This is a genomic window from Cloacibacillus sp., from assembly GCF_020860125.1.
In the GTDB taxonomy this organism is placed as follows: Bacteria; Synergistota; Synergistia; order Synergistales; family Synergistaceae; genus Cloacibacillus.
In genome coordinates, this window is sequence record NZ_JAJBUX010000107.1 from 1 (window position 1) to 10524 (window position 10524).

The window sequence follows — 10524 nt, forward strand, 5'->3', positions numbered from 1 at the left end:
GACAGTGAGATATCCACTATACAGGCAAGGTTAGACGAACTGGCGGCGATTCAGTGATAGAACTATCCCAATAGCAAAAAGCCCGGGCGTTATGCTCGGGCTTTTTTGTTCCTTACCATCAAATACTGAAACTCCTAACGAGCCGGAGGTAGGTTAAAGGGAATGAGATCAGAACTAAGGGAGCACGATATCGCTTCAAACTATTAAGTATAATTTGCTTGGATAACGTTTGCCGCAAACTCCGAAACACTCTGGCAGATTCAGTTCGTCAAGCAGTTTCTGCATGGGTGTACATTTATCATTGAAGTTCCTTCTTCTACAAATTTTCTTCTGTGTTTCTTCTGTATAATAAAAAGAATTTTTCCTGTCGCTATACGGAGGTTATTCAAATAATTTGTTCCCAGAGGATATAATATCTGCACCAGATAAACTTGATAAAATTTATCCACTATGCTATGCTACGTACAATACATTATATATAACAGAAAGAGGAGGGGAGTTTCGATGATCATGACGCGGGAGACTGATTACGCGGTTCGTATCTTGCGGGCTTTATCGTGCGGTGAGCGTTTGACGGTGCGTCAGGTTTGCGATTCGGAGCTTGTTCCCGTGCAGTTCGCCTATAAGATTTTAAAGAAGCTTGCCTCCTGCGGTTATGTGGAGATCTTTCGCGGACAGGAGGGCGGCTGTTGCCTGAAGGCTGACCTTAACGAGCTCTCCTTATATGATTTGATGCGCTGTATCAATGAGGATATTTTTGTCAATGCCTGCATGGATTCTGAGTATGAATGTCCATGGCGGCGTTCACACTGCGGCGTATGTCGTTTTCACAGCAGCCTCGAGGGCGTCCAGGGAGAGATTGAGGGTCTGCTGAAGCGTAACTATATCGGAAATATGCTGTAAAACAGAGTCTAATTTTTTTGTGTGTAAAGTGGATAAAAATTATCTAAATACATCCGTAAGGGTGAGGGAGGAATTCTTATGAATCAGTGTTTTGGATGTAATACCTGTAAGAGCGCGGATAAGCCGCTGGAGTCATTTATTCGTTCTCTGCCGCTTGAGATGTCGCACCACCGTGTCGAGGGACAGTCGGTGAAGTGCGGTTTCGGTTTGCAGGGGGTCTGCTGCCGCCTTTGTTCTAACGGCCCATGCCGCGTGACGCCCAAAGCTCCGAAGGGAATCTGCGGCGCGACGGCGGACGTCATCGTTTCCCGCAATTTTTTACGCGCCGTTGCCTCCGGGTCGGGCTGTTATATCCATATTGTCGAAAACACGGCGCTTAATCTTAAGAATACCGCGCTGGCCAAAGGGCTGATCAAGGGAGAGAAGACGCTTGAGCGGCTCTGCGGGATATTCGGCGTCACGGCGGCCGATAAGTACGGCAAGGCGCTTGCCGTCGCCGAGATGGTGCTCGCCGACCTTTATAAGCCGGAGTATGAAAAGATGGCGTTGGTGAAGAAGCTTGCCTATGCGCCGCGTTATGCCAACTGGGAGAAGCTGGGCATTCTTCCCGGCGGCGCGAATGCGGAGATCGTCAAGGGCGTGGTGAAGTGCTCGACGAATCTCAATTCCGACCCGGTGGATATGCTGCTCACTTGTCTAAAACTGGGGATTTCCACGGGGCTTTACGGCCTGACGCTCACGAATCTTTTGAACGACGTGATGCTCGGAGAGCCGGAGATACGTCTGGCGCTGGTCGGTCTTGGCGTGATCGACCCCGACTATATCAATATCATGATTACCGGACACCAGCATTCCTGTTTTTCCTATCTCCAGGACCGTCTCACCGATCCTGACGTCACGGCGAAGGCCATAGCCGCGGGTGCGAAGGGTTTTCGCCTTGTGGGCTGTACCTGCGTGGGGCAAGATCTGCAGCTGCGCGGCGCTCATTATGAGGAGGTATTTGTCGGGCACGCCGGCAATAACTATACCTCGGAGGCGGTGCTCGCGACAGGCGCGATCGACGCGGTGCTCTCGGAGTTCAACTGCACGCTGCCCGGAATCGAGCCGATCTGCGAGGCGCTCAATATAAAGCAGATCTGTCTCGACGACGTGGCGAAGAAGTCAAACGCCGAGTATATGCCCTTTATCTTTGCAAGCCGCGAGAGCGACAGCGGACGCATCATCGACGCCGTCATCGCCTCGTACCGGGCGCGCCGCGGAGAGGTCGCTCTGAATCTTCTGCCGGAGCACGGCAACCAGGACACGCTGACGGGCGTTTCGGAGGTCTCGCTCAAGGATTTTCTCGGCGGCAACTGGAAGCCTCTCATCGACCTCATAGTCTCCGGCGAGATCAAAGGCGTCGCCGGCGTAGTCGGCTGCTCAAATCTTACCTTTGGCGGCCATGACGTACTGACGGTCGAATTGACAAAGGAGCTTATCAAGCGCGACATAATCGTCCTCTCCGCGGGCTGCTCGTCGGGCGGCCTTGAAAACTGCGGGCTGATGTCGCCGGCCGCCGCCGAGCTTGCGGGGCCGAAGCTCAAAGCGATATGCAAAAAACTCGGTATTCCGCCGGTGCTCAACTTTGGCCCCTGCCTCGCGATCGGGCGGCTTGAGATCGTGGCGACGGAGCTTGCGGCGGCGATAGGCATCGACCTGCCGCAGATGCCGCTCGTCCTCTCCGCGCCGCAGTGGCTGGAGGAGCAGGCGCTTGCAGACGGAGCCTTCGGGCTTGCGCTCGGACTGCCGCTCCATCTTGGCGAGGCGCCCTTCATCACCGGCAGCAAGGTTGTGGTGGATGTGCTTACAGAGCAGATGAAATCTCTTACGGGAGGGCAGGTTATCATCGATCCCGACGCAGTGTCGGCGGCGGACAAGCTTGAGGGAATCATACTCGAGAAGCGGGCCGCGCTGGGGATCTGAGATGGAAAGGAGCGTGCGGCTATGAAACGTATCTTTATTGACGCCGATAAGTGCGACGGGTGCATGAACTGTTCTCTTGCGTGTATGAACGCCCACCGCAGGGACGGGATAGATAACATCTATTCCCTTGATTTGAACGACCCTGAGAATGAGAGCCGCAATTTTATTCTGCAGGACGGTGAGAAGCATTACCGCCCGCTCTTCTGCCGCCACTGCGACGAGCCTATGTGTGTCGTGAGCTGCATGAGCGGCGCGATGCGCAAGAATCCCGAGACTGGGCTTGTCGAGTATGACGAGGCTAAGTGCGGCGCCTGCTATATGTGCGTCATGAACTGCCCTTACGGCGTGCCGAAACCGGATACCGCGACGCGCAGCGTTGTGATAAAGTGTGACTTCTGCGCCGGTAAGGATGAGGGGCCGAGCTGTGTGCGGGCCTGCCCTAAAGAGGCAATCTACCTTAAGGAGGTGGAGTAGATGAGACATCTTGTCATCGGAGCTTCCGCCGCCGGTATTCCCGCGGCGAGAAAGATCCGCGAACTGCGCCCGGACGATGAAATCACGGTAGTGGCGAAGGACGCCGCCGTTCACTCGCGCTGTATGCTCCACCATTTTCTTGGCGGACGGAAGAGCGCGGAGGAGATAAATTTTGCGGGCGCGGATTTTTTTGAGAAGAACAATATCCGCTTCATTGCGGAGGAGGAGATAACGTCCGTCCTTCCGGCGGAGAACTGCGCCGTCGGCAGGAAATCGGGCAAACTGCCCTATGACGCTCTGCTGATAACCACGGGGGCGCGTTTCTTCATCCCGCCGATCCCCGGCTTCCGGGAGGCGAAGAACGTCTATGGCCTGCGCGACCTCTCGGACGCGCAGAAGATAAAGGATGCCGCGCGCGGCGCGAAGGAATGCGTCATCGTCGGCTCTGGCCTCGTCGGCCTTGACGCCGCCTACGCCCTCTGCGAACTTGGTATCAAGTGCCGGGTCGTCGAGATGGAGGACCGCATCTGCCCGCTTCAGCTCGACGCCGTGGCCGCCGCCCCCTATCAGCGGCTCTTTGAGGAGGTCGGCTGTGAATTTTTTCTCGCGAAAAAGGCAGCCGGCTCCGAGGTGGATGATGGGGGCAGGATGCGCGTAGTGCTGCTTGAGAGCGGCGAACGGCTGCCTGCCGATTTTGTGATCGTTACGGCGGGAGTGCGCCCCAACATCGAATTTCTTGAGGGCAGCGGCGTCGTCACCGACCGCTGTGTGAAGGTCGACGACTATATGCGCACGAACATCGCCAACATATGGGCCGCGGGAGACGTCGCCGGGCTCTCTGGCATCTGGCCCAACGCCGCGCTGCAGGGGGAGACGGCGGCGCGCAATATCTGCGGCGGGGCGGTGAAGTATGCCGACCGCTACGCAATGAAAAATACGATGAATTTCTTTGGCCTGATGACGCTTTCGCTGGGGCCCAACACGGCGGAGGCTGGCGACGATGTGCTGGTCAGCGAATGGCGCCGTGGGTATACAAAGGCGGTCATACGCGGCGGCAGGCTTGCCCACCTTACGATGCAGGGCGATATTTCAAACACTGGATTCTGGCAGGAGCTTGTCAAGCGCGGCGTTAAGGTGAAGGACTCAGACAAGCCCCTGCACCGCCTGAGCTACGCGGACTTCTGGCACTATGACGAAGCGGACGGAGAGTACCGCTGGGATTAAAGATCTGTCGCTGGAGGTGCTGTCATCGTGAGGCCGGCATCTTCAATGCATCGGTTTGCGCCTCCGCTCCCATATGGAGGGACAGCGTTAGCGGTATCTCGGACAAAATAATTATGCTGAACCAGTTTGGCGCTCTTTGATCGTCAGCTAAATGCTATTGATGTTTGCTTTTTTTTGAAAAAGTGCTACAATTTAAGAGCTAATTCAGGAGAAATGACTGGAAGAGTGGGGTGTGCCCACTCTTCTTTTGTTACGGGAGGTGTTCTTTTTGAACCGGGAAAAATACAGCGAAATACACGGCGCCCTCTACCAGCGCGCCGAATCGCTCGGATATGAGTGCGCCGGCTTTGAGATAGTCTCGGAGGCGGGCATGGATATCCTCCGCCTGTACCTGGAAATGCCTGGCGGCATAGATATAGAGGACTGCGAGCGTGTCTCACGGGAGGTCAGCGAATACCTCGACACGATAGAGAGCGACCTGCCGGAAAGGTATTTTCTGGAGATCAGCTCTCCCGGCCTTGAGCGTCCGCTCTTCGTCATTGAGGATTATCGGCGCTTTGAAGGTAAAGAGGCGCAGATATATCTGAAAAAGGGAGGCCGCACGCTGAAGGGAGCACTTTCGGGAACTACGCCGGATGATGAGGTGATCATCACAACCTCCGAGGGAGAGCGGCGCATCTCGTTCGACGATATAAAACGGGCTCATCTAATCTATATTCCGCAGACGGGCCAGAAAAAAACCTTTAAAAAGATACCGAAAAAGAAAAAATAAACCGTTACCACGAAGGGAGTCGAATTGGAAAAATGCAGCTTGGAAAAGATTTTAAAAAGGTTCTCCGGCAGATAGAGGAGGAGAAGGGGCTCTCGGAGGAGACTATAGTCTCCAGCCTCGAGGCGGCGATGATCTCCGCCTATAAGAAATTTAAGGGCGGAAATCAGCACACCGAAGTCTACATAGATGTCGAAAATGGTGAATTCTCTCTTTACGAGGTATACGAGATCGTGGAAGAGGTGGTCAACCCCGACGCGGAGATGACCCTTGAAGAGGCAGAGCGCCGCGGATACAAGGAGCTCGAGGTCGGCGACATCATTCGCACCGAGGTGCTGCCGGAGGATTTCGGACGTATCGCGGCACAGACGGCGCGGCAGGTCATCATCCAGAAGCTCAAGGACGCCGAACGCCAGGTGGTATACGAACAGTTCTCCGACAAAATCGGGAATATCGTCACCGGCTCGATATTCAAAGCGGAGGGCGACCAGATACTCGTCCGTCTCAACGACAAGATGGAGGCGATCATGCCGAAGGAGGAGCGTATCCTCGGAGAAAAGTATATCCCCGGCAGCCGCTTGAAGTTTTATCTTCTCGACGTGCGCCAGACGACGCGCGGCCCGCGCATCATCGTTTCGCGTACCCATCCCGGACTTCTGCGCCGCCTGCTGGAGCTCGAGGTGCCTGAGATACAGGACGGCGTCGTTGAGATCCGCAACATCGTCCGTGAGGCGGGCACCCGCGCGAAGATTGCCGTGGCGAGCCTTGACGTCAACGTCGAACCGCTCGGCGCCTGTGTCGGCAAACAGGGCGGGCGTATTAAATCTATAAGCAGCGAGCTTAACGGCGAGAGGATCGATATCATCGTCTTTAATAACGATCCGCTCAAATATATAGTGAACGCGCTCTCTCCCGCGAAGGTCGTGCGGATAGAGCCGCTTCTTGACCAGGACCGTTCCGTCATCGCCTATGTCCGCTCCGACCAGCTCTCGCTCGCCATCGGCAAGGCGGGGCAGAACGTGCGTCTCGCGGCGCGCCTCACCGGCTGGAAGATCGACACTAAGGTCAAGGAAGAAGAGAAGCTGCCGACGATGAAGGATCTCTTCATGGATCTCTCCGAGATAATCGACGAGGATAATAAATAGGAGCGCCCCTATGGATAGGCAGAGTTCTCAGCCAGTGCTGAAAAAACAGAGGCCGCGGACCTGCGTCGGCTGCGGGGAGGAATCCCCGAAGCGTATCCTGCTGCGCGTTATCAGGACGCCAGAGGGAGAGGTGCGCTATGATCCTACGGGAAAGGCCAACGGCCGCGGCGCGTACGTCTGTGCCCGGCGTTCCTGTGTGGAGGCCGCGAAGAAGAAAAAATCCTTCTCGCGGGCGCTGAAGACAGAGGTCCCCGAGATCCTTTACACCGAGCTGCTGGAAAAATGCGGCGAAGAAGAGGCGGGCTAGGATGGGCGCTCCGGCATTGAGGGCGCTCAGTATGCTCAGCCTCGCGCGGCGGGCCCAGGAGCTGCTGATAGGCCAGGATAAGATATTTGAGGCGCTGCGCGGAGGGAAGAAGCTTGTGGTATTCGTGACGGAGGACTGCTCCGAAAACGTGCTTCGCAAGCTGCATTCTGCGGAAGAGCGCGGCGATTTGAATATATTCATATTAAAAGATACCGGAAGAGAGCTTCTTGGAAGACATCTGGGGATAAACGCCGCGCAGGCCGCGGCGCTTCCTGGGGGAAGCGGCTTTTCCGAAAAAATAGTTTCATTATTGAATGAAGACAGGAGTGATGCGGATGAGTAAAATCAGAGTATATGATCTTGCGAAGATGCTGGAAAAAAGCAACACGGAGATGGTGGAGATACTGAAAAAGCTCGGAGTCAGTATTAAATCGCATATGAGTTCGATAGACGAGGGGCTTATCCCGATGGTGGAGGAATCCCTTAAAGAGGAGAAAGAGGCCGCTACGCAGCAGGCAATAGAGGAAATATCGACCTACCCGACGGTGAATGTGCCTGAGGGAGCCTCTGTCTCAGACATCGCGGTGCTGATCGGTGAAAAGGCCGGCAGCGCGGTCAAGGCCCTGATGATCGAAGGGCTCATGATGCCGGCTACGACGCGGGCCGATGAAAAGGTGCTCCAAGTACTTGGCAAGACCTACAAGAGAAACTTCGTATTTGGCAAAGAGCCCGAAAAGACGGCGGAGCCCGAAACGGCGCCTGCCGCGCCTGCGGAAAAAGAACCGGCGCCTTCCGCGCAGCCGCTGTGTCCTCAGCCTGTCGCTAAAAAGGCGAAGGGCAAGGAAAAATCAAAGAAAAAACATAGCGGTACAGGGGAGGCGGAAACACGCCCGCCGATAATCACCGTCATGGGGCACGTCGACCATGGAAAGACGACGCTGCTTGACAATATCAGAAAGACCCATGTCACCGAAAAGGAGGCGGGCGGCATTACGCAGCACATTGGAGCCTCCCGCGTCGAATATAACGGCAACACGCTCGTATTCCTCGACACGCCGGGCCACGAAGCGTTCACCTCGATGCGCGCGCGCGGCGCTCAGGTCACGGATATCGTGATCCTCGTGGTCGCAGCTGACGACGGCATCAAGCCGCAGACGATCGAGGCGCTCAACCACGCGAAGGCGGCGGGGGTTCCCATCGTCGTCGCCGTAAATAAGATGGACAAGCCGGAGGCGAAACCCGAGAGGGTCCGCCAGCAGCTCTCAGACTATGGACTCGTTCCCGAAGAATGGGGCGGCGACACTATCATGGTGGACGTGGCTGCCAAACAGGGGCTTCACGTCGACGAGCTTCTCGAAATGCTGCTCATCGTCGCTGAAATGCAGGAGCTCAAGGCCGACCCGAAGGCCGCGCCTACGGGCACCGTCATCGAGGCGAACCTTGACAAGGGCAAGGGGCCCGTGGCCACAGTCATCGTCCAGGAGGGTACGCTGCACCGCGGCGACATCATCCACACCGGTACGGCGTGGGGCAAGATCCGCGCGATGATCGACGATAAGGGCAACAACGTGAACTCAGCCGGCCCCAGCATGCCGGTCGAGATCCTGGGGCTGGAAAACGTACCTCAGCCGGGAGAGAAGTTCACCACGCTCTCCACGGAGCGCGAGGCGCGCGACCTCATCTCGCAGAGCGAATTTGAGCGCCGCGAGACGGACCAGGGCAAGGCGAAGCGCCTTACGCTCGAAGAGCTCTACGAAAAGATGCAGACTGAGGAGATTCCGCAGCTGCGCATAGTCCTCAAGACGGATGTGCAGGGCTCGCTGGAAGCCTTCCATTCCTCTCTGATGAAGATGAGCACGAACGCGGTCTCCGTGAACATCGTGCACGAGGGCGTAGGCCGCATCTCCGAATCGGACGTCATGCTCGCCTCCGCCTCCAACGCCATCATCATCGGCTTTAACGTCCGTCCTGACAGCAACGCGAAGAAGATCGCTGAAAACGAGGGCGTCCAGATACGCCTCTATCAGGTCATCTACGACATGCTGGACGACGTAAAAGCCGCTATGGAGGGTATGCTGGCCCCCGAACTGCGCGAGCACACCCTTGGCCTGGCGGAGATACGCGAAATATTCCGTGTGCCGAAGATCGGCAACATCGCTGGATGCCGTATCACCGAGGGACTTATGCGCAGAAGCGCGAAGGTGCGCCTAATCCGTGACGGCGTCGTATTCTGGAACGGCGAACTGTCGAGCCTCAAGCACTTCAAGGACGACGTGCGCGAGATCAAGGCGGGCAACGAGTGCGGCCTAAGCTTTGAGAAATTCCAGGACTTTAAGGTCGGCGACGTCATCGAGGCCTACGAGATACTTAAAGAGAAAAAGACTCTGGAGTAAGTTAAATATATAAGCCTGCCGCCTCCTCCGTACAAAGCGGCCGCGCCAGCGCGGCGGATTTATTCCGCCGCCTTCGCGGTTCGGCATTATGCGGCGGGCGGCGGCAGGCAGAAGATACCTTTTAAGACTGCCAAAGGCATGCTGTAATTGGAGTGAAGATAAAATGTCCTTTTGGATAGCTGCGGCGCAGCTTTCACTGAGGCTTCCCTTTGCGGGCAGCCTCAAAGACCGCAGACATGTGGTGCGCTCTCTCACCGACGGGGTGCACGGTCGTTTTGCTATCTCCGCCTCAGACCTTGGGCCGGACGGATGTCATAACGTTGCCGAGCTGGGGTTCGCGGCGGCGGGTTCTTCCCCCGCGGAGCTTGACGAGAGAATGGGCAACCTTGAAAAATATCTGTATCAGAGGGAAGAAGAGGGAGAATTCGAGATAACCGGATTCTCGCTGGAGGTGTTCAATTATGGCGACCTATCGAATTGACAGGATAAACAAAGAATTTCTGCGTCTCATCTCCGAGATGCTCCAGACGCGGATAAAAAGGGCGGAGGCGGCGGAAGCCGTACTCACGAAGGTCTCCGTGTCGCGTGACCTGAGCTACGCAAAGGTTTTTTATACCCTTATAAAAGAAGAAAACCGCGAAAAGGTCCAGGCCGTGCTTGACTCGGCGGCGGGTCCCCTCCGTTCTATGCTCGGCAAGGAGATGCATCTGCGCACGATCCCCGAGCTGCACTTCTGCTATGACGACTCGGAAAACAGGGCGCGCGCGATGGACGAGCTGCTTGATAAAGTGGCTGAGCTTGACGCGCGGAAGAGGGCCGAAAGGGACGCTCGGCAGTGACGGCGGAGAATAACGGCCTCTTCAACGAGGTGCTCGAAAAGCTGAAAAAGCATAAATCGTGGGTGATCCTCTGCCACGAAAACCCGGACGGAGACACACTTGGCAGCGCCTTTGCGCTCTATTCCCTGGGAAAGAGGGAGGGCAAATCCGTTATGATCGTCTCCCCCGACAGTCTGCCGGATACCTTTTCCTTCTTTCCGCATGCGGCGGAGCTGCGCGTAACCAAAAGCCTCCCTGCCGAAGAGGTGCGGAACGCGCTGCTGGCCGCCGTTGACATCAGCACGGAAAAACGCGCGCAGTCCAACATGCCGGAGCTGCTGTCGGCCTGCGCCGACTCCGTCAACATCGACCACCACGGCGACAACACGATGTTCGCCGCGACGAATCTCGTTGTGCCAAGTGCTTCCGCCACCGCGGAAATAATTACCGCGCTGCTTTCGGCCTACGGCAAAGGTATCACCGAGGGGGAAGCCTCCGCGCTCTACACGTCGCTGGTGACCGATAACGG

General features: G+C 56.4%; 12 protein-coding genes. All 12 read left to right on the forward strand.

All coding sequences use genetic code 11. From position 1 onward, the window contains the following. The first annotated feature begins 504 nt into the window (after window positions 1-504). Window positions 505-903 carry an Rrf2 family transcriptional regulator gene (locus tag LIO98_RS13380; protein WP_291958165.1) on the forward strand — a complete coding sequence of 133 codons (399 nt, stop codon included), beginning with the start codon at window positions 505-507 and terminating at the stop codon, window positions 901-903. 78 nt (window positions 904-981) lie between these two features. Beyond that, entirely contained in the window at window positions 982-2865 is a 1884-nt protein-coding gene (gene cooS / locus LIO98_RS13385) for an anaerobic carbon-monoxide dehydrogenase catalytic subunit (RefSeq protein WP_291958167.1), read from the forward strand. 21 nt (window positions 2866-2886) lie between these two features. Further along, entirely contained in the window at window positions 2887-3339 is a 453-nt protein-coding gene (locus LIO98_RS13390; protein WP_291958171.1) for a 4Fe-4S dicluster domain-containing protein, read from the forward strand. Continuing rightward, complete coding sequence (locus LIO98_RS13395; RefSeq protein ID WP_291958174.1) at window positions 3340-4563, forward strand: FAD-dependent oxidoreductase; 1224 nt, start codon at window positions 3340-3342, stop codon at window positions 4561-4563. Window positions 4564-4831: 268 nt separating this feature from the next. Next, window positions 4832-5335: a ribosome maturation factor RimP gene (rimP, locus tag LIO98_RS13400; RefSeq protein ID WP_291958176.1), complete on the forward strand. Its 504-nt coding sequence runs from the start codon at window positions 4832-4834 to the stop codon at window positions 5333-5335. 32 nt (window positions 5336-5367) lie between these two features. After that, complete coding sequence (gene nusA, locus LIO98_RS13405; protein WP_291958181.1) at window positions 5368-6477, forward strand: transcription termination factor NusA; 1110 nt, start codon at window positions 5368-5370, stop codon at window positions 6475-6477. 10 nt (window positions 6478-6487) lie between these two features. After that, entirely contained in the window at window positions 6488-6784 is a 297-nt protein-coding gene (locus LIO98_RS13410; protein WP_291958183.1) for a YlxR family protein, read from the forward strand. A 1-nt stretch (window position 6785) separates the two neighbouring features. Beyond that, the gene (locus LIO98_RS13415) at window positions 6786-7127 is read left to right on the forward strand and encodes a ribosomal L7Ae/L30e/S12e/Gadd45 family protein (RefSeq protein WP_291958186.1); all 342 of its coding nucleotides are present in this window, start codon (window positions 6786-6788) and stop codon (window positions 7125-7127) included. Next, the gene (infB, locus tag LIO98_RS13420) at window positions 7120-9177 is read left to right on the forward strand and encodes a translation initiation factor IF-2 (protein WP_291958189.1); all 2058 of its coding nucleotides are present in this window, start codon (window positions 7120-7122) and stop codon (window positions 9175-9177) included. The genes LIO98_RS13415 and infB overlap by 8 nt, the downstream gene beginning before the upstream one ends. A 163-nt stretch (window positions 9178-9340) precedes the next feature. After that, window positions 9341-9658, forward strand: a complete 318-nt coding sequence (locus tag LIO98_RS13425) for a DUF503 domain-containing protein (protein WP_291958192.1) — start codon at window positions 9341-9343, stop codon at window positions 9656-9658. Then, window positions 9639-10016, forward strand: a complete 378-nt coding sequence (rbfA, locus tag LIO98_RS13430) for a 30S ribosome-binding factor RbfA (RefSeq protein WP_291958196.1) — start codon at window positions 9639-9641, stop codon at window positions 10014-10016. The genes LIO98_RS13425 and rbfA overlap by 20 nt, the downstream gene beginning before the upstream one ends. Then, window positions 10013-10524, forward strand: a 512-nt coding sequence (locus LIO98_RS13435; RefSeq protein ID WP_291958198.1) for a DHH family phosphoesterase, incomplete at its 3' end; no start/stop codon positions are given. The genes rbfA and LIO98_RS13435, both read left to right, overlap by 4 nt.

Bases quoted from the DNA above. Each gene is read 5' to 3' on its own strand.
- cooS (WP_291958167.1), top strand. From the start codon at position 982: ATGAATCAGTGTTTTGGATGTAATACCTGTAAGAGCGCGGATAAGCCG.
- rbfA (WP_291958196.1), top strand. From the start codon at position 9,639: ATGGCGACCTATCGAATTGACAGGATAAACAAAGAATTTCTGCGTCTC.
- LIO98_RS13410 (WP_291958183.1), top strand. From the start codon at position 6,488: ATGGATAGGCAGAGTTCTCAGCCAGTGCTGAAAAAACAGAGGCCGCGG.
- infB (WP_291958189.1), top strand. From the start codon at position 7,120: ATGAGTAAAATCAGAGTATATGATCTTGCGAAGATGCTGGAAAAAAGC.
- LIO98_RS13380 (WP_291958165.1), top strand. From the start codon at position 505: ATGATCATGACGCGGGAGACTGATTACGCGGTTCGTATCTTGCGGGCT.
- LIO98_RS13390 (WP_291958171.1), top strand. From the start codon at position 2,887: ATGAAACGTATCTTTATTGACGCCGATAAGTGCGACGGGTGCATGAAC.
- nusA (WP_291958181.1), top strand. From the start codon at position 5,368: ATGCAGCTTGGAAAAGATTTTAAAAAGGTTCTCCGGCAGATAGAGGAG.
- LIO98_RS13415 (WP_291958186.1), top strand. From the start codon at position 6,786: ATGGGCGCTCCGGCATTGAGGGCGCTCAGTATGCTCAGCCTCGCGCGG.
- LIO98_RS13395 (WP_291958174.1), top strand. From the start codon at position 3,340: ATGAGACATCTTGTCATCGGAGCTTCCGCCGCCGGTATTCCCGCGGCG.
- LIO98_RS13425 (WP_291958192.1), top strand. From the start codon at position 9,341: ATGTCCTTTTGGATAGCTGCGGCGCAGCTTTCACTGAGGCTTCCCTTT.